This window comes from Bradyrhizobium sp. 27S5 (genome assembly GCF_037217225.1).
Taxonomy (GTDB): Bacteria; Pseudomonadota; Alphaproteobacteria; order Rhizobiales; family Xanthobacteraceae; genus Bradyrhizobium; species Bradyrhizobium septentrionale.
The window spans coordinates 3,833,670-3,855,358 of the sequence record NZ_CP147714.1; the positions used below are offsets into that span (position 1 = coordinate 3,833,670).

The 21,689-nt window shown below is 65.2% G+C and carries 22 protein-coding genes; 16 read left to right on the forward strand and 6 right to left on the reverse strand.

All coding sequences use genetic code 11. The features are described from left to right. Nucleotides 1-16 precede the first annotated feature (16 nt). Nucleotides 17-1,021 carry an inorganic phosphate transporter gene (locus WDM24_RS17630; RefSeq protein ID WP_166296325.1) on the forward strand — a complete coding sequence of 335 codons (1,005 nt, stop codon included), beginning with the start codon at nt 17-19 and terminating at the stop codon, nt 1,019-1,021. Nucleotides 1,022-1,077: 56 nt separating this feature from the next. Here WDM24_RS17630 and sugE read toward each other — a convergent pair whose 3' ends face one another. Then, on the reverse strand, nt 1,078-1,392 hold the full coding sequence (gene sugE, locus WDM24_RS17635; RefSeq protein ID WP_029083562.1) for a quaternary ammonium compound efflux SMR transporter SugE: 315 nt from the start codon (nt 1,390-1,392) through the stop codon (nt 1,078-1,080). Between the two features lie 155 nt (nt 1,393-1,547). Between sugE and WDM24_RS17640 the strand changes: the two genes are divergently transcribed. After that, nucleotides 1,548-3,167, forward strand: coding sequence for a peptide chain release factor 3 (locus WDM24_RS17640; RefSeq protein ID WP_338831922.1), 1,620 nt, complete (start codon nt 1,548-1,550; stop codon nt 3,165-3,167). Nucleotides 3,168-3,547: 380 nt separating this feature from the next. Here the strand turns inward: WDM24_RS17640 and WDM24_RS17645 are convergent, their stop codons facing one another. After that, nucleotides 3,548-4,438 carry a LysR substrate-binding domain-containing protein gene (locus tag WDM24_RS17645; RefSeq protein ID WP_338831923.1) on the reverse strand — a complete coding sequence of 297 codons (891 nt, stop codon included), beginning with the start codon at nt 4,436-4,438 and terminating at the stop codon, nt 3,548-3,550. Nucleotides 4,439-4,537: 99 nt separating this feature from the next. Here WDM24_RS17645 and WDM24_RS17650 point away from each other — a divergent pair, with 99 nt between their 5' ends. The 10 genes from WDM24_RS17650 (at nt 4,538) to WDM24_RS17695 (ending at nt 14,440) form a co-directional block, all read left to right on the forward strand. After that, nucleotides 4,538-5,800, forward strand: coding sequence for an amidase (locus tag WDM24_RS17650; protein WP_338831924.1), 1,263 nt, complete (start codon nt 4,538-4,540; stop codon nt 5,798-5,800). Between the two features lie 57 nt (nt 5,801-5,857). Continuing rightward, nucleotides 5,858-6,253, forward strand: a complete 396-nt coding sequence (gloA, locus tag WDM24_RS17655) for a lactoylglutathione lyase (RefSeq protein ID WP_338831925.1) — start codon at nt 5,858-5,860, stop codon at nt 6,251-6,253. A 100-nt stretch (nt 6,254-6,353) separates the two neighbouring features. Further along, nucleotides 6,354-6,965: a hypothetical protein gene (locus WDM24_RS17660; RefSeq protein ID WP_338832396.1), complete on the forward strand. Its 612-nt coding sequence runs from the start codon at nt 6,354-6,356 to the stop codon at nt 6,963-6,965. Nucleotides 6,966-7,163: 198 nt separating this feature from the next. Beyond that, on the forward strand, nt 7,164-7,748 hold the full coding sequence (locus tag WDM24_RS17665; protein ID WP_029083559.1) for an NnrU family protein: 585 nt from the start codon (nt 7,164-7,166) through the stop codon (nt 7,746-7,748). A gap of 2 nt (nt 7,749-7,750) precedes the next feature. Continuing rightward, the gene (gene panB, locus WDM24_RS17670) at nt 7,751-8,572 is read left to right on the forward strand and encodes a 3-methyl-2-oxobutanoate hydroxymethyltransferase (protein WP_338831926.1); all 822 of its coding nucleotides are present in this window, start codon (nt 7,751-7,753) and stop codon (nt 8,570-8,572) included. A gap of 11 nt (nt 8,573-8,583) precedes the next feature. Then, the gene (locus WDM24_RS17675) at nt 8,584-10,176 is read left to right on the forward strand and encodes a class I adenylate-forming enzyme family protein (protein WP_338831927.1); all 1,593 of its coding nucleotides are present in this window, start codon (nt 8,584-8,586) and stop codon (nt 10,174-10,176) included. Nucleotides 10,177-10,335: 159 nt separating this feature from the next. After that, nucleotides 10,336-10,992, forward strand: coding sequence for a tetratricopeptide repeat protein (locus WDM24_RS17680; protein ID WP_029083556.1), 657 nt, complete (start codon nt 10,336-10,338; stop codon nt 10,990-10,992). 108 nt (nt 10,993-11,100) lie between these two features. Further along, complete coding sequence (locus WDM24_RS17685) at nt 11,101-11,664, forward strand: hypothetical protein (protein ID WP_029083555.1); 564 nt, start codon at nt 11,101-11,103, stop codon at nt 11,662-11,664. Between the two features lie 140 nt (nt 11,665-11,804). Continuing rightward, a complete protein-coding gene (gene der / locus WDM24_RS17690) occupies nt 11,805-13,187 on the forward strand; it encodes a ribosome biogenesis GTPase Der (RefSeq protein ID WP_338831928.1) in 1,383 nt (460 codons plus the stop codon). After that, the gene (locus WDM24_RS17695; RefSeq protein ID WP_338831930.1) at nt 13,184-14,440 is read left to right on the forward strand and encodes a TCR/Tet family MFS transporter; all 1,257 of its coding nucleotides are present in this window, start codon (nt 13,184-13,186) and stop codon (nt 14,438-14,440) included. Before der ends, WDM24_RS17695 begins: the two co-directional genes overlap by 4 nt. A 53-nt stretch (nt 14,441-14,493) precedes the next feature. Here the strand turns inward: WDM24_RS17695 and WDM24_RS17700 are convergent, their stop codons facing one another. Beyond that, complete coding sequence (locus WDM24_RS17700) at nt 14,494-15,432, reverse strand: hypothetical protein (protein WP_029083552.1); 939 nt, start codon at nt 15,430-15,432, stop codon at nt 14,494-14,496. Nucleotides 15,433-15,687: 255 nt separating this feature from the next. Further along, nucleotides 15,688-16,077, reverse strand: coding sequence for a YybH family protein (locus WDM24_RS17705; protein WP_338831931.1), 390 nt, complete (start codon nt 16,075-16,077; stop codon nt 15,688-15,690). A 206-nt stretch (nt 16,078-16,283) separates the two neighbouring features. Here WDM24_RS17705 and WDM24_RS17710 point away from each other — a divergent pair, with 206 nt between their 5' ends. The 4 genes from WDM24_RS17710 (at nt 16,284) to WDM24_RS17725 (ending at nt 18,904) form a co-directional block, all read left to right on the forward strand. Continuing rightward, nucleotides 16,284-16,565, forward strand: a complete 282-nt coding sequence (locus WDM24_RS17710; RefSeq protein ID WP_166296293.1) for a hypothetical protein — start codon at nt 16,284-16,286, stop codon at nt 16,563-16,565. 176 nt (nt 16,566-16,741) lie between these two features. Next, nucleotides 16,742-17,404: a TetR/AcrR family transcriptional regulator gene (locus WDM24_RS17715; RefSeq protein ID WP_338831932.1), complete on the forward strand. Its 663-nt coding sequence runs from the start codon at nt 16,742-16,744 to the stop codon at nt 17,402-17,404. A 218-nt stretch (nt 17,405-17,622) separates the two neighbouring features. Then, the gene (locus tag WDM24_RS17720) at nt 17,623-18,285 is read left to right on the forward strand and encodes a DUF3313 domain-containing protein (RefSeq protein ID WP_338831933.1); all 663 of its coding nucleotides are present in this window, start codon (nt 17,623-17,625) and stop codon (nt 18,283-18,285) included. Between the two features lie 52 nt (nt 18,286-18,337). Further along, entirely contained in the window at nt 18,338-18,904 is a 567-nt protein-coding gene (locus tag WDM24_RS17725; RefSeq protein ID WP_338831934.1) for a DUF2147 domain-containing protein, read from the forward strand. A 125-nt stretch (nt 18,905-19,029) separates the two neighbouring features. On the opposite strand, the gene WDM24_RS17730 is transcribed toward WDM24_RS17725, so the two are convergent. Together WDM24_RS17730 and WDM24_RS17735 are read right to left on the reverse strand one after the other, a co-directional pair. Further along, complete coding sequence (locus WDM24_RS17730; protein ID WP_338831936.1) at nt 19,030-20,256, reverse strand: ABC transporter substrate-binding protein; 1,227 nt, start codon at nt 20,254-20,256, stop codon at nt 19,030-19,032. Between the two features lie 148 nt (nt 20,257-20,404). Further along, nucleotides 20,405-21,541, reverse strand: a complete 1,137-nt coding sequence (locus WDM24_RS17735) for a hypothetical protein (RefSeq protein ID WP_338831937.1) — start codon at nt 21,539-21,541, stop codon at nt 20,405-20,407. Nucleotides 21,542-21,689: the final 148 nt, after the last annotated feature.

A 21,689-nucleotide genomic window follows, 5' to 3' on the forward strand; every position in this document is an offset into this window, starting at 1 on the left:
AGAGCGGGGCCATCACGTGGACGCCACGCTGGGTCTTCCGGTTCTCACCATCCTGATCGCGGTCGCGCTGCTGTTCGACTTCCTGAACGGCCTGCACGATGCCGCGAACTCGATCGCAACCATCGTCTCGACCCGCGTGCTGCGGCCGCAATATGCGGTGTTCTGGGCGGCCTTCTTCAATTTCGTCGCCTTCGCAGTCTTCGGCCTGCACGTCGCCAACACCATCGGCACCGGGATCATCGACCCGTCGGTGGTGGACGCGACCGTGATCTTCGCCGCGCTGGTCGGCGCGATCGTGTGGAACGTGATCACTTGGGCGCTCGGCATCCCCTCGTCGAGCTCGCACGCGCTGATCGGCGGGCTGGTCGGCGCCGGCATGGCGAAGGCGGGCATTTCGGCTGCGGTGTGGAGCGGGCTCACCAAGACCTTGCTCGCGATCGTGCTGTCGCCGCTGGTCGGCTTCCTGCTGGCGCTGGTGCTGGTGGCCGTCGTGTCCTGGCTCTCGGTGCGCTCGACGCCGTTCGCGGTCGATCGCGCCTTTCGCATCCTGCAATTCGCCTCGGCCTCGCTCTATTCGCTCGGCCATGGCGGCAACGACGCGCAGAAGACCATGGGCATCATCGCCGTGCTGCTCTACTCGCAGGGCCATCTCGGCGACACCTTCGAAATTCCGTTCTGGGTCGTGCTGTCCTGCCAGAGCGCGATGGCGCTGGGCACCTTGATGGGCGGCTGGCGGATCGTGCGCACCATGGGGCTGCGGATCACCAAGCTGACGCCGATGCAGGGCTTTTGCGCTGAGACCGGCGGCGCCGCGACGCTGTTCATCGCGACCTATCTCGGGGTTCCCGTATCGACCACCCATACCATCACCGGCGCCATTGTCGGCGTCGGTGCGGCACGGCGGCTCTCCGCCGTGCGCTGGAATGTGGCGAGCTCGATCGTCTATGCCTGGGTGATCACAATCCCGGCGTCGGCTGCGGTCGCCGCCGCGACCTATTGGGCGGTGCAGATTCTGAAGTAGCGTTTTCGAGCGAAGTGGAAGCCGGTTCGCGTTAAGAAAACGCGTCCAGAAGAGATTCATCCGACGAGCTTCAGCCCGACGATGCCGGAAACGATCAGGGCGATGCTGGCGAGCCGCATCGCGGTCGCGGGTTCGCCGAGCAGGATGATGCCGAGCGCCGCGGTGCCGACCGCGCCGATCCCGGTCCAGACCGCATAGGCGGTTCCAATCGGCAGCGTCTTCAGCGCAATGCCAAGCAGGATCACGCTGCCGGCCATCGCCGCGAGCGTCAGCACCGACGGCACCAGCCGCGAGAAACCCTCGGTATATTTCAGCCCGATCGCCCAGCCGATCTCGAGCAGGCCAGCGGTGAACAGAATGGCCCAAGCCATCACGAACCCTCCAGAAAAGGCAGGGTCGTCCCCGCTGACGGTATGGTGAGGAGAAGGTCGTCCTTCTCGTACCTATATGGGGATGGTGCGCCCGTCCGCATCGCGACAAAACGCCCTTGATTGCGCCCGTTTTCCCTGCCAAACGCTGCCCCGCCATGTCCGATACCGCTGCAACAACCGAATCGCCGTCCCGCTCGCCACTGTCAGAGGAAGTGGCGCGACGGCGCACCTTTGCGATCATTTCCCATCCGGACGCCGGCAAGACCACGCTGACGGAAAAGCTGCTGCTGTTCGGCGGCGCCATCAACCTCGCGGGTCAGGTCAAGGCCAAGGGCGAGCGCCGCAACACCCGCTCGGACTGGATGAAGATCGAGCGCGAGCGCGGCATCTCGGTCGTCACCTCGGTGATGACCTTCGAGTTCAACGACCTCGTGTTCAACCTCTTGGACACGCCGGGCCACGAGGACTTTTCGGAAGACACTTACCGGACGCTGACCGCGGTCGACTCCGCGGTCATGGTGATCGACGCCGCCAAGGGCATCGAGGCGCGGACGCGAAAGCTGTTCGAGGTGTGCCGCCTGCGCGACATCCCGATCATCACCTTCATAAACAAGATGGACCGCGAGAGCCGCGACACGTTCGATCTGCTGGACGAGATCGAGAAGACGCTGGCGCTCGATACCACGCCGATGACCTGGCCGGTCGGCCGCGGCCGCGACTTCCTCGGCACCTATGACGTGGTCAATGGCGGCGTGCGGCTGCTCGAGGGCGGCGGCGCCAAGACCGGCGCCACCGAGCAGATCGACATCGCCGATCTCGGCAAGCGCAACCCCAATCTCGACGTCTCCGAGGTCAGGGACGAACTCGCGCTGGCCTCGGAAGCCTGCAAGCCGTTCGAGCTCGCGGCGTTCCGCGAGGGCCATCTGACGCCGGTCTATTTCGGCAGCGCACTGCGCAATTTCGGCGTCGGCGACTTGCTCGAAGGCCTCGGCAAGTTCGCACCGGCGCCGCGCGCGCAGGATTCCGATCTGCGCAGGGTCGAGGCGGCCGAGCCGCGCATGAGCGCGTTCGTGTTCAAGATCCAGGCCAACATGGATCCGAACCACCGCGACCGCATCGCCTTCGCCCGGCTGTGCTCGGGCAAGCTGAGCCGCGGCATGAAAGCCAAGCTGGTGCGCACCGGCAAGAACATGAGCCTGTCGAGCCCGCAATTCTTCTTCGCCCAGGACCGCTCGGTGGCGGACGAGGCGTTTGCCGGCGACGTCGTCGGCATTCCGAACCACGGCACCTTGCGGATCGGCGATACCCTGACCGAGGGCGAGGATCTGACCTTCGTCGGCGTGCCGAGCTTTGCTCCGGAAATCGTCCGCCGTGTTCGCCTCACCGATGCGATGAAGGCGAAGAAGCTGAAGGAAGCCCTGCAGCAAATGTCGGAGGAGGGCGTCGTGCAGGTGTTCCGCCCGCGCGACGGCGCGCCGGCGCTGGTCGGCGTGGTCGGCCCGCTGCAGCTCGACGTGCTGAAGGCGCGGCTGGACGCGGAATATTCACTGCCGGTCGAGTTCGAGATCTCTGAATTCTCGCTGGCACGCTGGATTTCCTCCGACGACCGCAAGAAGCTCGACGCCTTCGTCGCCGCCAACAATTCCGGCATTGCCGACGACGTCGACGGCGATCCCGTGTTCATGGCCAAGAACGAGTTCTATCTCGGCTACACCCGCGAGCGCGCCGAGGGCATCACCTTCTCCAACGTCAAGGACGTGAAGAAGAAGGCGTAATGCCCATTCCTCGGTGTCGTCCCCCGGCTTGACCGAGGGACCAGTACGCCGCGGCCTCTCGATTGATCACAACTGCCTCTGGAATACTGGATCGCCCGGTCGAGCCGGGCGATGACAGTGGGGGTGTGACGCGAAAAGCGCGAGGACGTGAAGAAGCGGGCGTAGTGTCGCCAAGCCTGCCGCTGTCGTCCCCCGGCTTGCCGCCTTCGCTAAAGCTTCGGCGCGCCTGGGATTCGTGGCCTCGTCGAAGCCTTGGCGTAGACGGGACCGGGGGACCCAGTACGCCGCGGCTTCTCAATGACACACCGCCGCCTCTGGAATACTGGATCGCCCGGTCAAGCCGGGCGATGACAGCGAGTTTGCTGCTACCCGGAGCGGCGCTACCGAGCAAGCGCTCGGTTCGCGCCGTGTAGGCTATCGGCCAACGTTTCGACCAGGATGGCCTTCAGTCGCTCGGCGGCGGGCGACAATTCCCGGCCGGCATCATGCAACGCCAATCGGATCGTTGGGGCAGGCGGGAGGCCGGAGGATTCGTGCAGCACCGTCAGGGAGCGAGGCAAACCGACGACCGTGCGCAGGGTAATGCCAAGGCCCGCATCGACGGCGGCCCATAGCCCGTGCAGGCTGGTGCTTGTGAACGATGTGTGCCAGGCGATGCCGGCCTTGTCCAAGGCATCGATGCTCGCCTGACGGAAGAAGCAGGGAGGGCTGTACACCACCAGCGATATCGGCTCGCTCGTCTTGATCACAGACTCTTTCGGTACGGGGCCAATCCACGTCATCGGCAGCTCGGCCAATTGATGCGCATCGGCACGTGGACCGCCGCCAAATGCGATCGCAAGATCAAGCTGTCCCTTATCCAGCCGCTCGAGCAGCAGCGCGTTGCGCTCGACGACGACCTCGATCAAGACAGCAGGATGGGCGCGCTTGAAGTGCCCCAACACTTTCGGCAACCACGTCTCGGCGAGGTCGCTCGGCAAGCCAAACCGGACGGTCCCCGCGATCGCGATTCCCCGCACCGCGGCGATCGCCTCGTCGTTGAGATCGAGGATGCGACGGGCATAGCGCAGGATCACGTCGCCGGCTTCGGTGGGGACCAACCCTCGTCCTTCCTTGCGGAACAAGGCCTCGCCAACCTGCTCCTCCAGTTTCCGGACTTGCTGGCTGACCGCTGACTGAGACCGGCCGACCTGGTCGGCAGCGCGGTTGAAGCCACCCAGGTCCTGGGCAGCCACCAAAGTCCGAAGGATGTCCATGTCGAGGTTGCGCATAGTTCAGTTAAGCGAAATTGTTGGATAAGAAATATTGGTTTTTCTTATCATATGTCCCGAGCTATTTCCAGTGGCAACGCCACAACTGGAAATCGCGCCATGGATGACCTTTCTCAGCTGACCGCAACGGACGCCACTCGCCGCATTCAAAGTGGCAGGTTGAAGCCGGCCGACCTTCTCGAAGCGTGCCTCGCGCGTATCGCCGATCGCGACCCGGCGGTCCGGGCGCTGGCCTTCCATGATCCGGATCAGGCGCGAAGTGCCCACGCAAATCCAGGGCCGCTCCATGGCATCCCGATCGGGGTAAAGGATGTCATCGATACGCACGACATGCCCACAGAGCATGGTTCTCCGATCTGGAAGGCGTGGCGTCCGAAAGCCGATGCGGCCGCCGTCACTTGGGTACGCGCCGCCGGGGCCGTGGTGATCGGCAAGACGGTCACCGCGGAGTTCGCCATCCGCACGCCTGGTCCAACGGTTCACCCGCTGACGCTCGGGCACACCCCAGGTGGATCGAGCAGCGGCTCGGTGGCGGGTGTTGCGGACTACTTCTTCCCGCTTGCGTATGGGACGCAGGCGATGGGCAGTCTGATCAAGCCGGCCGCCTATTGTGGCGTGGTGGGTTACAAGCCGAGCTTCGGAGTGATCAATCGCGGCGGTGTGAAGCTGGTCGCCGAGACCGTTGACACGGTTGGCGTTGTCGCCAGATGCGTCGCTGATTGCGCGCTCTTGGTCGGGACCGTCAGCGGCCTGCCGCTCGGCGATCCTGATCGGAAGCCTGAACGCGCGCCTCGCATCGGAATATGCAGATCGCCCAGCTGGGACAAGGCGCTGCCCGAGACCCGCAAGCTTCTTGCTGACGTAGCGACGGCGTTATCGCGCGCGGGTGCCGCGGTCGTCGATCGCGAGCTGCCGTCAGCGTTCGATGCATTTCACACTGCATTCCCCAAGGTGCTCAATCGCGAGGCCGCTCAAGGGCTCGGCTGGGAGCTGGCGCATGCACGAGACCAGATCAGTTCGCCTCTCCGGCAGCAACTCGACGCAGGATTGGCCATTTCCCACGCCGACTATCTCGAAGCGGCGGAGACACTTTCGCAGCTGCGCCGCCGGTTTCCGGCGACGATCGAGGATCTTGATATTCTGGTCACGCCCGCCGCGACCGGCCAGGCTCCCGAGGGCCTCGCTTCCACCGGGGACTCGTCGTTCAATTCACTTTGGACCGCCTTGCATGGCCCTGCCATCACCGTTCCTGCTGGAGCCGGCCCCGAGGGGCTGCCGCTTGGAATTCAGATCGTTGCCCGACCCGGTGCCGATCGAGAAGCGCTCGCCTGGGCGCAATGGGTCGCTGCCGCTCTGGCCTGATGAACACTGCGCAGCCGCTGACCCTAGCCATCGAAAGATTTTCCAAAAGGACTAGCCATGAACAGAATCCTGTACACGATGATCCGCGTCGGTGACCTCGAACGAAGCATTTCGTTCTACAAGCAGCTCGGCATGACGGAGCTCCGGCGCCGCGATGTTCCGGAAGGGCGATATACGCTTACGTTTCTCGGCTGCGGCGAGGCGGCCGGTTCGGGACTCGAGCTGACATACAATTACGGCATCGAGACTTATGAACACGGCAACGCGTTCGGCCAATTGGTCATCGAGGTCCCGGACATCTACCACCTCTGCGGCAGCCTTCGCGCGGCCGGAGTCAAGATCAGACGGGATCCCGGCCCGGTCAAATTTGGCGCGTCGATCATCGCCTTCGTCGAAGATCCGGATGGCTACAAGGTCGAGCTCATTCAACACGCGCGAGCCGCGTCAGCCTAGCATCGCAGCATGAAACACGCGCGGGGACGTGAACGCGGCAAGGCTTGAACCTGCCCGCCGCGTTTCACATCTTGGTTGGACCGCCTTCCAGGGCTCGTCCATGCTCCGACGCATCGCCATCTACCTCGTTCTTACCGTGCTGGCCATCAGCCTTGTGGGCGTGGCCGGCGCGCAGGAAAGGCAACAGACCAACCCGGTGCCGTTCGCGCACACACCCTGCAGCGTGCTCGACGGCGGGCCCTGCACGCCGTCTTATTGCAGCGTGTTCAACCACGGCCCGTGCCTTCCCGAGATGGATTATCCGTACGGCGAAAATCTCCAGCTCACGATCCTGACCGTGCCGCCCGAGGGGCAAGCCCAGAAGTACCGCAAGCCGGACCATGATCTCGATACCATCGGCGATCTCTTCGCGGCGCTGCGTTCCTGTTGGGCGCCGCCGCCAGTGGACGATGCGCGCGAGGGCATGCAGATGTCGGTGCGCTTCAGCTTCAAGCGGACTGGCGAGATGATCGGCGCGCCGCGCCTGACATTCGCGACGCGGGGCGTCCCGACGGACACCCGCACGACCTACCTCAATGCCATCAACGCCTCGCTCGGCGCCTGCCTGCCGCTGAAATTCACCGGCGGGCTCGGCGGCGCACTGGCCGGCCGCCCGATCATGATCCGCTATGTCGACAACCGCGAGTTCGGCAAGCAACCAGAGAGACCTTGAGGCTCGTCATTCCGGGGCGATGCGGAGCATCGAACCCGGAATCTCGAGATTGGTTTGCGCGCCCGACAACTTCGAGATTCCGGGTCTGGCCCTGCGGGCCATCCCGGAATGACGGAATATGGCGGTGGGCGTGATGCATTGCCTACCGCCCGGCGAAGATGTTACGCGAAGACACCAATCGATCAGGGGAGGAACATCGTGGGACTGCTCGTCATGATCCTGGGTCTCGTGCTGTTCCTCGGCATCCATGTGCTGACCAGCCTACGCGACCTGCGTGCCGGCCTGATCAAAACGATGGGCGAGGGCGTCTACAAGATCGTCTATTCGCTCGCCGCCGCCGCAGGGCTGTTCCTGATTGTCTGGGGCTTCGGCCACTACCGCGCGACCGGATGGATCGATGTCTGGACGCCGCCGACCGCGTTGAAGCACATCACGGTGGCGCTGATGCTGCCCGCCGTCATCCTGGTCGTCGCCTCCTATATCCGCGGCCGCATCTATACCACGCTGAAGCACCCGATGCTGGCGGGCGTGAAGCTGTGGGCGTTCGCGCATCTGCTCGCCAATGGCGACCTCGGCTCGATCATCCTGTTCGGCTCGATTCTCGGCTGGGCGGTCTATGACCGCATCTCGCTAAAGCGCCGCGCGGATGCCGGCGCGCCGCCGATCCCGGTGGGCGGCCCAACTAACGACCTGATCGCGATCGCGGTTGGTGTCATCGCTTATCTGGCGCTGGCGTTTGCGTTCCACCCGGTCGTGATCGGCGTGCCTGTCATGGGAGCCTGACAATGTCTGTTCAATCTGCCATCAAGCGCAAGACCGCGCCCGATCTGCGCGCCCGCAAGAACGGCGAGCCGATCGTGATGCTGACGTCCTACCACGCGCATACCGCGGCGCTGGTCGACCGTCATTGCGATGCGATCCTGGTCGGCGATTCCCTCGGCAACGTCATGCACGGCTTCGAGACCACGGTGCCGGTCACGCTCGACATGATGATCCTGCAGGGCCGCGCCGTGATGCGCGGCTCGCAGGCGGCGCTCGTCGTGGTCGACATGCCGTTCGGCTCCTATGAAGGCTCCAAGGAGCAGGCGTTTCAATCGGCGGTGCGGATCATGAAGGAGACGCTGTGCGGCGCGGTCAAGCTCGAGGGCGGCGCGCGGATGGCGGAGACGGTGGCGTTCCTTTCCGAGCGCGGCATTCCCGTGATGGGCCATATCGGCCTGACGCCGCAGTCGATCAACACGCTTGGCTCGTTCCGCGCCCAGGGCCGCGAGGAGACCAACTGGGCGCCGATCGAAAACGACGCTCACGCGATCGCGCAAGCCGGCGCGTTCTCGATCGTGGTCGAGGCGGTCGCCGAGCCCTTGGCGCGCAAGATCACGCAATCGATCGCCGTGCCCACCATCGGCATCGGCGCCAGTGCCGCCTGTGATGGCCAGGTGCTGGTGCTGGAGGACATGCTCGGCCTGTCGCCGGGCGCGCCGAAATTCGTGCGCCGCTACGGCAATCTGGGACCGATGATCGAGGAAGCGATCGCGGGCTATGCGCGCGACGTCAAGAGCCGCGCCTTCCCCGGGCCGGAGCACGTCTACGGCATGAAGAAGAGCTGACGAGAGCGCGCATGGACTGGTCGCAACACGCACTGCCGCCGATGCGGCTCGAGCCGCGCTTCGCTGACCGCGTCGTGCCGGCGTTCCCGGAACGGCCGGGCAGCCTGTGGGCGATGGTCACTGAGGCCGTCGCGCAGAACGGCGACGGCGAGGCGCTGGTCTGCGGCGATCAACGCCTGAGCTGGCGCGAGGTGGCCGAGCAGTCGGCGAAGGTTGCGGCGGGCTTTGCTGCGTTTGGTCTTGCGCCCGGCGATCGCGTCGCGATCCTGCTCGGCAACCGCATCGAGTTCGTGCTGACGATGTTCGCCGCCGCCCATGCCGGGCTGGTCACGGTGCTGCTCTCGACCCGCCAGCAGAAGCCCGAGATCGCCTATGTGCTGAACGATTGCGGCGCGACGCTTCTGGTCCATGAGGCATCGCTTGCCGATCGCATCCCGGACGCTGCCGACATTCCAGGCCTCAAGCATCGCATCTCGGTCAGCGACGACGGCGCGTCGCAATTTGCAGGTCTGCGCGACAATGCGCCGGCCAAGGCGCCAGCGGAGGTGAGCGAAGAGGACACCGCGATGATCCTCTACACCTCGGGCACCACCGGCCGGCCGAAGGGCGCGATGCTCGCCCATTGCAACATCATCCATTCCTCACAGGTGTTCGCGTCCTGCCTGAAGTTGACCATGGACGATCGCTCGATCGCCGCGGTGCCGCTCGCGCATGTCACCGGCGCGGTCGCCAACGTCACCACCATGGCGCGCTGCGCCGGTGCGCTGATCATCATGCCGGAGTTCAAGGCGGCGGAGTATCTCAAGGTCGCCGCCCGCGAGCGGGTCACCTACACGGTGATGGTGCCGGCGATGTATAATCTCTGCCTGATGCAGCCGGATTTCGACAGCTACGACCTGTCGAGCTGGCGCATCGGCGGCTTCGGCGGCGCGCCGATGCCGGTTGCCACCATCGAGAAGCTCGACGCAAAAATTCCCGGGCTGAAGCTCGCCAATTGCTACGGTGCGACCGAGACCACGTCGCCCTCGACCTTGATGCCGGGCGAACTGACCGCGGCCCATATCGACAGCGTCGGCCTGCCGTGTCCCGGCGCCGAGATCATCGTGATGGGGCGCGACGGCCGCGAGGTGCCGCGCGGCGAGATCGGCGAGCTCTGGATCCGCAGCGCCTCCGTCATCAAGGGCTACTGGAACAATCCGAGGGCGACCGCGGAGAGCTTTACCGCCGGCTTCTGGCATTCCGGCGATCTCGGCTCGGTCGACGCGGCAAACTTCGTCCGCGTGTTCGATCGCCAGAAGGACATGATCAACCGCGGCGGCCTGAAGATCTATTCCGCCGAGGTCGAGTCGGTGCTGTCAGGCCATCCGGCCGTGGTCGAGAGCGCGATCATCGCCAAGCCGTGTCCGGTGCTCGGCGAGCGCGTCCACGCCGTGATCGTGACCCGTACCGACGTCAACGCGGAGAGCCTGCGCGCCTGGTGCGCGGAGCGCCTGTCGGACTACAAGGTGCCGGAGACGATGGCGCTGACCGTAGAGCCGCTGCCGCGCAACGCCAATGGCAAGGTGATCAAGCGCCAGCTGCGCGAGGGCCTGGCGGGGGCGTGAGCCCCGGGGCAGGACAAACTTCCCCTGTTAACGCGTTGATCCGCCTCGCTTTGCCTTGCCTCCGCCACACCGTTAGGGTAACGCCGCCGCGATGTGGGGATCGGGTGCGGGCATGGCCCCACCGAGATTCGCGGTCCCGAGGGGATGGGATAGCCTTAAGTGTCTGAATTATTTGACGAAGTCGACGAGGAAGTCCGTCGCGATCAGCTCAAGAAGCTGTGGGACAAGTACTCGATCTTTATCATCGCGCTGGCGATCCTGGTGGTCGCCGGCGTCGGTGGCTGGCGTGGCTACCAATATCTCGAGGCCAAGAAGGCGGCCGAGGCCGGTGCGGCGTTCGACCGCGCGGCCGAGCTGTCCGAGCAGAACAAGCACGCCGAGGCAGAGGCTGCGTTCGCCGACCTCATCATCAAGGCGCCGTCCGGCTACCGCAATCTGGCGCGGCTGCGCATGGCCGCCGAGGTCGCGACCCGCGACCAGCCGGCCGCAGCGAAGATCTATGACGAGATCGCGGCCGATCGCAGCGTCGGCGGTCCCGAGCAGGATCTGGCGCGGATTCGTGCCGCGCAGATCCTGATGGAAACCACGACCTATCCGAACATGCTGCAGCGGCTCGAGGCGACGGCCACGGCGAAGGATTCGACCTTCCGCCACTCCGCGCGCGAGCTGCTGGCGCTGTCGGCCTTGCGCGCCAACGATGCCACCGCCGCGCGCCAATGGCTCGAGCAGATAGCCAATGACGGTGAGACGCCGCCGAGCCTGCGTTCGCGCGCCGAAGCGCTGCAGGCACTGTTGCCGCCGGTCGCCAAGAGCTGAGGAGGCATGATCCGCAAAAGTGGGAACCGGTTTTCCCTCGCGACAAACGCGAAGCGTTTGCGCGGAGATCATGCCCAGACGAACCCGAGTTTGAGTGAGAGATCGACCATGCGCCGCTCGCAACGCCTGATCGCAGCCGCAGTTCTCATCGCGCTTTGCAGCGTGTTGGCGGGCTGCGGCGGTGGCGGCATGTCCAATTTCGACCCGAGCGACCTGCTCGACTTCCTCGACACCAAGAAGAAGCTGGCCGGCGACCGCAAGCCGGTGTTCCCGGAAGGCGTGCCTGGCCTTGAGCAGGGCGTGCCGAAGGAATTGTACAAGGGCTCGCAGCAGGAACAGCTCGACCAGCAGAACGCCGCGGCTGCCGCCGCCCAGCAGGCTCCGCCGCCCGAGCCGCCGAAGGGCGCCAAGAAGAACGCCAAGGGCAGGGCGGCGCCGGCCGCAGCCCCCGCGGCGGATCAGGCGGCGGCTCCCGACGCTGCGCCGGAGGAGGGCGCGCCCGCCGCGCTGCCGCCCGAGCCGAAGCCGAAGAAGATCGTCCGCCGCCGCACCACCGCGCCACCGGCCGACGACCAGCAGGCGCAGCCTGCGGCGCCGGCCCAGACCCAGACCTCGCAACAATCCGGCGGCGGCTTCCCCGCGCCGGTGCCGAGCGGCGGCTTTACACGCTAACCGTTAAGCTGAGTTCCACCTCGCCCCGCTTGCGACGAAGGGGCAAGGTGCCCGATCATTTGCTTCGACCGACCAACATTCCTGCTGTAGTTCTTGCCAGCACCTTGACCCGCGCGTCGCAGACCGCGCCTGGATGATCCATGTCCTTCACCATCGCCATTATCGGCCGGCCCAATGTCGGAAAGTCGACGCTGTTCAACCGGCTGGTCGGCCAGAAGCTCGCGCTGGTCGACGACGAGCCCGGCGTCACGCGTGACCGCCGCGAGGGCCAGGCCCGGCTCTACGATCTCGACTTCACCATCATCGATACCGCGGGTCTCGACGAGGGCGCCAAGGGCTCGCTGACGGCTCGGATGCAGGAGCAGACCGAGACCGCGATCGAACTCGCCGACGCCCTGATGTTCGTGATCGACGCCCGCGTCGGCCTGACGCCGACCGACCGCGCCTTCGCCGATTTCGCCCGGAAAGCCAACAAGCCGGTGGTGCTGGTCGCCAACAAGGCGGAGGGCAAGCACGGCGAGATCGGCGCGATGGAATCCTACGCGCTCGGCCTCGGCGATCCCGTGCAGATATCTGCCGAGCATGGCGAGGGCATGGGGGATCTCCGCGATGTGCTCAGTGCGTTGATGCCGGAGCCCGTCGAGGAGGAAGAGGAGATCGAGGGTGTCGAGGATTGGTCGGACGAGGAGATCGCGCAGCGCCCGATCCGGGTTGCGATCGTCGGCCGGCCCAATGCCGGCAAGTCGACGCTGATCAACCATCTGCTCGGCGAGGAGCGGCTGCTGACCAGCCCCGAGGCCGGCACCACGCGCGATTCGATCGCGGTCGAGATCACCTGGCAGGGCCGCCAGTTCCGCGTGTTCGATACCGCCGGCCTGCGCCGCCGCTCGCGGATCGAGGAGAAACTGGAAAAGCTCTCGGTCGCCGACGCGTTGCGCGCGGTGCGCTTCGCCGAAGTCGTCGTGATGATGATGGACGCGCAGAACAGGTTCGAGGAGCAGGATTTGCGGATCGCCGACCTGATCGAGCGCGAGGGCCGTGCCATCGTGCTCGCGGTCAACAAATGGGACCTCGTCGAACGCAAGCCCAACCAGATATCGCAACTGCGCACCGATGCCGACCACTGGCTGCCCCAGGTCAAGGGCGTGCCTGTTGTCGCCGTCTCCGGCCTGATGGGTGAGGGTATCGACCGCCTGATGATTGCGATCCAGGAGGCCTATGCGGTCTGGAACCGGCGCTTGCCGACCGCCGCGCTCAATCGCTGGTTCGAGCAGGCGATCCAGGCAGCGCCTCCGCCGGCCGTCTCGGGCCGCCGGTTGAAGCTGAACTACATCACGCAAGTGAAGGCGCGGCCGCCGAGCTTCGTGCTGTTCTGCTCGCGCGCCGACGCGATCCCGAGATCCTATTTGCGCTACCTCACCAACTCGCTGCGCGAGACCTTCGATCTGCCGGGCACGCCGGTTAGGATCACGTTGCGCGAAAAGGCCAACCCGTTCGCCCACAAGCGCAAACGCCCGTCATGAGCGGAGAGGTGGCGAACGGCAGAACGGACGCGCCGCAGGCGCGCGGTGCCGCCGTCATCTTCATCTTCGTCACCATCCTGCTCGACACGCTCGCGCTCGGCGTGGTCATCCCGATCCTGCCGAAACTGATCGAGAGTTTCGTCAACAACGACACCGCGAACGCCGCGCGCATCTTCGGGCTGTTCGGTACGATCTGGGCGTTGATGCAGTTTTTCTGCTCGCCGATCCTGGGTGCGCTGTCCGATCGCTTCGGTCGCCGGCCCGTGGTGCTGTTGTCGAACTTCGGGCTTGCCGCCGACTATGTGGTGATGGCGCTCGCGCCGACGCTGGGCTGGCTGTTCATCGGCCGGATGGTCTCGGGCATCACCTCGGCGAGCATCTCGACCGCATTCGCCTACATCACCGACGTCACCGCGCCGGAGCAGCGCGCCGCCGTGTTCGGCAAGATCGGCGTCGCCTTCGGCGCGGGATTCATCCTCGGGCCGGCGCTGGGCGGTTTGCTCGGCCAATTCGATCCGCGGCTGCCGTTCTGGGTCGCAGCCGGCCTGAGCTTCGCCAACGGCCTCTATGGCCTGCTGATCCTGCCGGAGTCGCTGCCTGCCGGGCGCCGCTCGCCGTTCCGCTGGCGGAGCGCCAATCCTGTCGGCGCATTGCATCTGTTGCGCTCGAACCGGGTGCTCGCCGGGCTGTCGCTGGTGAATTTCTTCGCCCAGCTTGCCCATGTCGTGCTGCCGTCGGTGTTCGTGCTCTACGCGACCTATCGTTATGGCTGGAGCACCGGCACCGTCGGCGCGACGCTGGCGCTGGTCGGCGTCTGCGCCATGATCGTGCAGGGTGCGGCGATCGGCCCGATCGTCAAGCGCTTCGGCGAGCGCAAGACGCTGTTCCTCGGCCTCGGCTTCGGCGCGGCCGGTTTCTTGATCTTCGGTGCGGCGCCGACCGGCCATTGGTTCTGGGTCGGCATTCCCGTGATGGCGCTGTGGGGCGTCGCGGGCGCCGCGACCCAGGCGCTGACCACGCAGCTCGTTGCGGCAGATCAGCAGGGCCAGCTGCAGGGCGCGACGTCAAGCGTGCAGAGCGTCTCGCAGCTGATCGGCCCGTTCCTGTTCACGCTGACATTTGCGCATTTCATCGGCGCCAACGCGCCAGTGAAGATGCCCGGCGCGCCATTCTATCTGGCGGGCGCGCTGCTGCTGCTCGCGCTCGCGATTGCATGGCGTTCGACGGCGAAGGCGCCTGCGCAGGGTGGGTGAGTTAGTTCGGCCGAAGGCCTCACCCGGCCGACGCGCGCGCAGTCTCGGCGTGGTCAGGTCGCGTGCTCGATCTTCCGGGTCAGCGCGGCCGCTTCGGCGTCGGCCTGGCGCATCGGATTGAAGCTTGCGTCGGCCTTGGTGAGCGCCGCATAGAAAGTCCCCTGCTGCGAGCGAAGCCAGCCCATCAGCAGTCGCGGCGACGGCGTCAGGTTCTTGTCGAGGAACGACGCCGCATCGATCGGCGCGCCGGCATAGTCGAAGATCGACTGCCGCCGTTCCGAGCGATAGACCATCTGTACGACACTGGCGAAGAACTCCTCCATATTGCGATAGCTGCCGCTGACCGGCGCCTGAAAGGAAAGTCCCTTCGCCAGCCGCGCGGCATGCACCAGCTCATGCAGCAGTGCATCGTCGGCGCCCATCGGCTGATCGTCGAAGCGCTGCGCCGTATAGAACATATAGACGCCTGTCCCCGCACCGGTGGCCGGATAGGTGAAGTCGAGACGACTCCACTGCGTGCCCTTCAGCATGCCGTCGAGCTGCGGCTGCAGCGCCGCGGGTGGAACCGCGGGATTGGCCCGCCAGGCGGCGATCATCTCCGGCGTCGGCATGATCACAGTCGCCTCGGTCGCGGCCGCCGTCTCGGATTTCCACTGCCCCGAGGGCAGGAAATCGAACGGAAAGATCGTCACCTTGTGCGACGGCTTGCGGCCGATTTCCGCAAGCACGGCGCGGCCAGTGGCGCGCTTGGGGATGAGATCCAGCTGCGCCTTCACGGTGCGCTCATGATGGCCCTTCATGTCCTGGTAACGGGATTCCAGCGCCATGACGTCGCGATAGATGCCCTGCTCGTTGGGCATGCGCAGCGGGCCCGGCTGGTACAGCGCCAGCCAGTCCAGCCGATGCGGATAGCCGATGACGATGTCAGGCGCCGCCGCATACGGCGTTTCCTCGATCGGCCTCGTGATTGCGAATTTGGGTCGATTGGCCATCTGTCCAGCTCCCGTGTCGAGCTCCCGTGTCGAGCTCGGGCTTGGCCGCCCCTTCTCCTCGGTCGCCCCCCGGGAGGAGAGGGTTCACGCCGTTAGGCGAAATAGCTGTCGGCCACATCACGACACAAAATGCCGAAAGCTTGCGGAACGATGTGTGCGTCGCGCGCTCCATGCTGGAGCCGTTGGATGCAATGTGATCCGTCACACTGAGAGGATCTGAGGCAATTTCCGGCCAGGCACGAGTGAGGGCACACATCAATCCGTCGCGGGCACCGAATGGTGCTCGTGCGTGATGCGCCAGCCGTCGCCGACCTTGCGCAATCCGATCGTCAGCCTGAACTGGAAGGTGGCATCGGGCGGGCCGCAGCGCATCACCGCAGCCGCGAAGGCGACATCCTCGCCGGCCGTGATCGCGATCTCCTCGATATCGAAGGCGTAGCCAGGGCGATTATATCTGAAGAACAGATCCCAGGTCTTGCGGTATTCATCCAGTCCACGTGACAGCAGCGGCGGCGGCACGTCGAACATCACGATGTCCTGATCGTGATGGGCGAGAACGCCGGGATAGTCGTGCCTGCGGACGGCGTCCGCCCAGGATTCGATGAGTGCCCTGATTTGGGTTTCGGCTCTCTCGCTCTGTGTCATCGCTCGCATGCTCCGGTGCTGGCTGATCGATGCTTCGAGGACGAATGCGCGGGCGGCTATCCGACAGGCCGATGCGCCCGATCGGCCGAATCTGGCGGATTGCGCCATTTTGCCTATTTACAAACCATCCGGTTGGTTTGTATAGAGAATGGTATTGGATCTAGACGCGCGCCTCGCCCCGGGGCCGCGCTGGCAGGAGAAACAGGGTGAACGACGAGGCCGTTGATATCTGCGATGAATTGAGCCGCTTCAGCGACACGCAAGCGGCGCTGCTGACGTCGCGCGGCCTCGTCTATCTCACCGACCTGAAGCTCGAGGGGAACAGGCACGGCACGATCGTCGCCGCCAGTTATGCCGATGCAGAGTCTGTTGCCCGCGCGCGTGGTCGAGGGGAAAGGGTCATCGGCCGTATGGCGCACGGTTTCCTTCACGGCCTGCGTCGCTGCTTGCTGCAGACGGTTCGCGGCACCGTACGCGCATGCGCGTGAGCGATCAGATAGCGCAATGATCGATTCGTTCGCATGATGCGCCACCCCGATGCCGACGCCGGCATTTCGGGTACGTCGTTCGCGCTGCCTGGCAGAATCAGATGCAGCGCTTGAGATTGACCGAGGCCGCTGAGATACTGTGCGCTCAAGCGACTCCTTCCTGAGTAAGTAACCCCATGGATAATCCTTCTCGCTCGGAACGCTCCCGCAACGCCGCACTCGAGGCCGCGATCACCATCGTGACGCGCGATGGTCCGGGGCGCCTGACGCTGGACGCGATCGCGCGCGAGAGCGGGCTCAGCAAGGGCGGCGTGATGCATCAGTTCCGCACCAAGGAAGCGGTGTTGCGCGCGTTGCTCGAGCAGCAGATGGCGCATTTCGAGGAGTTCTCGAAGCGCTACATCGAAAAGGCGCGCGAGACCACGGACCAGCCCGAACTCGCGGCGCAGATCGCCACGCTGCGGGAGGCGATCTCAACGCCGCGAGCCGGGGCGTTCGCGCTGCTGGCGGCGATGAACGAGAATCCCGAATTGATGGCGATGCCGCGCGATGTCGACGTCAAGAAGATCGCGCTGATGAAGGCCGAGGCGCGTGACCCCGATCTCGCGCTGCTGCGCTGGGCGGCGGCGAGGGGGCTGCTGCTGAGTTCGTTGTTCGGCCTGTCATCATTGAGCGATGCCGAGCGCGATCGCCTGTTCGAGCGATTGCTCGACGACAGCAAGTGGGCTCCGATCGAGCAGGGCGCGACGGCGGCTGCAAAGCCGGCCAGGACGGTCGCGGCGCGCGCGGCATCGCAGGCTCCGGCCGCAAAGCCGGCCGCAGCCCGCAAGCGCAGCTGAATCTCGCTGATAACCCCGGCGCTTCGAGCGCCGCATTTTTCTAATGCGTTTCCTGCGATTGCAACTTTACAAACCAACTGGTCGGTTTTATAGTTCGTCGCACTGAGGCCAGATCTGGCGGCGAGCCAGGTCGGCAGTGGCGGCCGCAGCCGCACTTTCAGCCCCGGACGTGGCTGCGGCCGAGCTGCTTTTTCCGCAGGTCGGATGAGGAGATTGGAATGGAGAGCTCGATCGCCGCGCGCGGTCTGGGAGCGATGGCGCTTTGCGTCCTCGCAGCAGGATGTGCCGCCGTGACGCCGGTGGCTTATTCGGAGGTGGCCTCGTCGGCCTACATGACGCCTGACACGTCGGATTCTTCCGGCCGTGTGCCGTATCGCTATGCGCCGCCGGTCGAGTGGCGGAGCTACAACAAGGTGATGCTCGAACCGGTCGTGATCTATCGCGGCGCGAATCATCAGTTCGGCGAAATGTCCGAAAAGGACAGGGAAACGCTCGCCGCCTACATGCAGACCCGCTTCGCCGACAAATTGCGCGGCCGCTTCACGGTGGTCAACACGCGAGGGCCGAACACATTTCGGCTACGGCTGACGCTGACCGGCGCTGTCGCCAACACGCCGGTGCTTGGCACGCTGTCACGCTTCGATCTGGCAGGCGCGGTCTACAACGGGGTCCAGGCCGCGCGCGACGGCGAGGGCACCATGACGGGCTCGGTGATTTATGCCGTCGAGATGTTCGACAGCTCGACCTCGCGGCTGCTCGGCGCTTACGTCAGCAAGCAATATCCCAACGCCTACGACATCAAGGCCAGCGTCGGCGATCTCGCCGCCGCCACCGCCGGCATCGACAAGGGCGCCGATGCCTTCATGGCGCAACTGAAGTGAGGCGCGCGTCGCGCGTCCTTAAAGCCATCCCGGCAATGAAAGGTCCTCTGCCATGAACTTTCTGGTTCGCATGTTTCTGCGCAGCCTCGTCGCCGCCTTGCTGATGAGCTCGACCGGCCGCGCCGAGACGATTGCTCCGGCCGATCCCAGCGGTACCTGGCTGACCGAGGACGGGCGCGCGCGCATCCGTCTCGAGCGCTGCGGCACCGCGCGTGACCGCATCTGCGGCTTCATCGTGTGGATGAAGGATCCGCTGGATCCACGCGGCCAGCCGTTCCGCGACAGCTTCAATCCCGATCCTGACAAGCGAACGCGCGCGCTGCTTGGCCATCAACTGATCCTTGGATTGAAGCTGACGCCAGAGGGCCGGTTCGACGGCGACATCTACAATGCCGAGGACGGCAAGTCCTATGCGGTCTCGCTGTGGCGCGACGCGTCCGACCGGCTGAAGCTGAAGGGCTGCCTGCTCAAGCTGCTGTGTCAGACCCAGACCTGGACGCAGACGCTCGACGTGCAGGCTGGACAGCTCGTCGGTCTAACCGGCGATCCCGGCGGCCCGCGCGCCGACAGGGAATGGGCGTCGTTGCCGCCGCAGGCGAGGAAGGCGGCTGCGAAGTGATGGGGTGGAGCGAGTCATTTCCGGGGCGCGCAAAGCGCGAACCCGGAATCTCGAGATTCCCCGGGGCGCAATTGCGCCCCTGAGGTCTGGTGCTTGCGCACCATCCCGGAATGACCGCTACGCGGTCACTTCTTCACCAGCGGACACTCGCTGGCCTCGAGCGGCTTGGCGGCGTCATCCGGCGAGATGGTGGCGATCAGCTTGTAATAGTCCCAGGGATATTTCGACTCTTCCGGCTTCTTCACCTCGAACAGGTAGGCCGGAATGATGCGGCGGCCGTCGATGCGCAGCGGGCCCTTGCCGAACAGCGGATCGTCGGTCGGGATCTCCTTCATCTTGGCGACGACCTTGGCGCCGTCATGCGGATTGCCGCCCATCGCCTCCAGCGCCTTCAGGTAATGCAGCACGCCGGCATAGACGCCGGCGACCGTCATCGAGGGCATCGCGTTCTTCGGCGAGACCTTCTGGAAGCGCTTCGACCAGGCGCGGGTCTGGTCGTTCATGTCCCAATAGAACGACTCGGTGAAGGTGAGGCCCTGGGCGATCTTCAGGCCCAGCGCGTGCACGTCGTTGACGAACAGCAACAGCGCCGCGAGCTTCTGTCCGCCCGCCGTGATGCCGAATTCGGAGGCCTGCTTGATCGAGTTGGTGGTGTCGCCACCGGCATTGGCGAGGCCGATGACCTTGGCCTTGGAGGCCTGCGCTTGCAGCAGGAAGGAGGAGAAGTCTGCGGTGTTGAGCGGGTGCTTGACGCCGCCGAGCACCTTGCCGCCGCTGGCGACGACGACCGCCGTGGTGTCGCGCTCCAGCGCATGGCCGAACGCATAATCGGCGGTGAGGAAGAACCAGGTGTCGCCGCCCGCCTTGGTCAGCGCCTTGCCGGTGCCGTGGGCGAGCATGTAGGTGTCGAAGGTGTAGGAGATCGTGTTGGCGTTGCAGGCCTTGCCGGTGAGATCGGCGGTCGCCGCGCCCGAATTGAGCACGATCGAGTTCTTCTCCTTGGCAAGGTTGCTCACCGCCAGCGCGACGCCGGAGTTCGGCGTGTCGGTGATGATGTCGACCTTCTCGTTGTCGATCCATTGGCGGGCGATGTTGACGCCGACGTCGGGCTTGTTCTGATGGTCGCCGCTGACCACGTCGATCTTCCAGCCCTTGGCACGCAGGCCGGAATCTTCCACCGCCATGTTGGCCGCGGCCACCGAGTTCGGGCCGCCGATGTCGGCATAGAGGCCCGACATGTCGTTCAGCACGCCGATCTTGACGTTCTTGTCCTGAGCAAAGGCAGGTGTTGCAAGGCCGAGTGCAGCGCAAGCGAGAAGCACGGCGTGGCGCCGCACGAGCGTCGTCGTCATGAGTATTCCCTCCATTGTCATTTTCCGGACGGCCCTCTTGTGGAGCCTTGTGCCGGTCGTTCGAGTTTCCGCTTACCCTTTCTTCGGTTGAGCGGCAATCCGCATAAAGCCTGATGGACTGCGTCGAAGCGTCATCCAGCTGCAATCCTCACTTCAGCGCATCCGAGGTCAGCTTGAACTTCTGGATCCGCTTGCCCTCCACCTCGCCGGTGTAGACGTTGCCTTTCTGGTCGACCGCCATGGCGTGCAGCAGCGCGAACTGGCCGGCATTGCGGCCGCTATGGCCGAACGTGCCGACCACAGTGCCGTCGTCGCGCTTGAGCACGCGGATCTCGTTGTTGGCGCCGTCGGCGTTGAGCAGATAGGTCTGCTTCGGATCGGGCCACAGCGCGAGATCGAACACCGCGCCGTCGCCGCGCGTGTTCTTCTCGTAGAACCATTCCCTGACGAAGGTGCCGTTCTTCTGGAATACCTGGATGCGGTCCTGGCTGCGATCGCAGACATAGACCAGCCCGTCATTGGCGATCTTGATGCAATGCACGGGATTGCCGAACTGCTCCTGCACCGCGGCGCTCGGATCGTAGGGCGGCTGCTTGTCGTCGGTGGGGAGCTTGCCATAGCCGCCCCAGTGCCGCTTGTAGGCCAGCGTGGTGGCGTCGAACACGATGACGCGGCGGTTGCCATAGCCGTCGGCGATGTAGAGCTCGTTGGCATCCTTGTCGATCGCCATCTCGGCGGGGCGGCCGAGCTGGGTGGTGTCGTTGCTGTTGGTGCGCGGCCCGATCTTGCCGATCTGGCCGAGATATTTGCCGTCGAGCGTGAACTTCAGGATCGCGCTGTCGTCGTCGGCATTGCCGCCGATCCAGACGAAGCCGCGCTCGTCGACCTCGATGCCGTGCTCGCGGCCGACCCATTGATAGCCGTCGCCGGGGCCGCCCCAGGATCGCAGCAGATTGCCGTCGACATCGAACTCCAGCACCGGCGGCGCCGCCACGCAGCATTTCGCGCGCGGCGGCGTGAGGCTCAAAGCCTTCTCGCCATCGGTCAGCGAGCGCGGCCGGTGGATCACCCAGATATGCCCCTGCCAGTCGACCGTGATGCCGCCGATCTGGCCGATGATCCAGTTGTTGGGAAGCTGTTTTGGCCAGGACGCATCGACCGCGAAGGTCGGGACATCGCCGGCCCTGGCGGGGAAGGGCAGAGCGAGGAGGGATGAAGATGCGATACAGGCAGAGAGAATGAACCCGGACAGTTTTAAGCGCGCGCGATTGAGCTTCGGCGTCATGATTGTCTCCCGAGATTTTCTTGGCGGTCGTCCCGCTTGGGAGCGCAGTCAATCGTGGGGCGGGGGAGGAGTCAATTGCATCGCAAAGGCAGGCCCACGCGTCAGAAGAGGTGTCATCGCCCGGCTTGCCGCCTCCGCGAAAGCTTCG

Excerpts from the sequence above, each read along its gene's own strand:
- der (WP_338831928.1), top strand. The coding sequence starts at position 11,805 with ATGTCCTTCACCATCGCCATTATCGGCCGGCCCAATGTCGGAAAGTCG.
- panB (WP_338831926.1), top strand. The coding sequence starts at position 7,751 with ATGTCTGTTCAATCTGCCATCAAGCGCAAGACCGCGCCCGATCTGCGC.
- WDM24_RS17650 (WP_338831924.1), top strand. The coding sequence starts at position 4,538 with ATGGATGACCTTTCTCAGCTGACCGCAACGGACGCCACTCGCCGCATT.
- WDM24_RS17725 (WP_338831934.1), top strand. The coding sequence starts at position 18,338 with ATGAACTTTCTGGTTCGCATGTTTCTGCGCAGCCTCGTCGCCGCCTTG.
- WDM24_RS17735 (WP_338831937.1), bottom strand. The coding sequence starts at position 21,541 with ATGACGCCGAAGCTCAATCGCGCGCGCTTAAAACTGTCCGGGTTCATT.
- WDM24_RS17695 (WP_338831930.1), top strand. The coding sequence starts at position 13,184 with ATGAGCGGAGAGGTGGCGAACGGCAGAACGGACGCGCCGCAGGCGCGC.
- WDM24_RS17730 (WP_338831936.1), bottom strand. The coding sequence starts at position 20,256 with ATGACGACGACGCTCGTGCGGCGCCACGCCGTGCTTCTCGCTTGCGCT.
- WDM24_RS17645 (WP_338831923.1), bottom strand. The coding sequence starts at position 4,438 with ATGCGCAACCTCGACATGGACATCCTTCGGACTTTGGTGGCTGCCCAG.
- WDM24_RS17660 (WP_338832396.1), top strand. The coding sequence starts at position 6,354 with ATGCTCCGACGCATCGCCATCTACCTCGTTCTTACCGTGCTGGCCATC.
- WDM24_RS17675 (WP_338831927.1), top strand. The coding sequence starts at position 8,584 with ATGGACTGGTCGCAACACGCACTGCCGCCGATGCGGCTCGAGCCGCGC.
- gloA (WP_338831925.1), top strand. The coding sequence starts at position 5,858 with ATGAACAGAATCCTGTACACGATGATCCGCGTCGGTGACCTCGAACGA.
- WDM24_RS17705 (WP_338831931.1), bottom strand. The coding sequence starts at position 16,077 with ATGACACAGAGCGAGAGAGCCGAAACCCAAATCAGGGCACTCATCGAA.
- WDM24_RS17685 (WP_029083555.1), top strand. The coding sequence starts at position 11,101 with ATGCGCCGCTCGCAACGCCTGATCGCAGCCGCAGTTCTCATCGCGCTT.
- WDM24_RS17715 (WP_338831932.1), top strand. The coding sequence starts at position 16,742 with ATGGATAATCCTTCTCGCTCGGAACGCTCCCGCAACGCCGCACTCGAG.
- WDM24_RS17720 (WP_338831933.1), top strand. The coding sequence starts at position 17,623 with ATGGAGAGCTCGATCGCCGCGCGCGGTCTGGGAGCGATGGCGCTTTGC.
- WDM24_RS17640 (WP_338831922.1), top strand. The coding sequence starts at position 1,548 with ATGTCCGATACCGCTGCAACAACCGAATCGCCGTCCCGCTCGCCACTG.
- sugE (WP_029083562.1), bottom strand. The coding sequence starts at position 1,392 with ATGGCTTGGGCCATTCTGTTCACCGCTGGCCTGCTCGAGATCGGCTGG.
- WDM24_RS17700 (WP_029083552.1), bottom strand. The coding sequence starts at position 15,432 with ATGGCCAATCGACCCAAATTCGCAATCACGAGGCCGATCGAGGAAACG.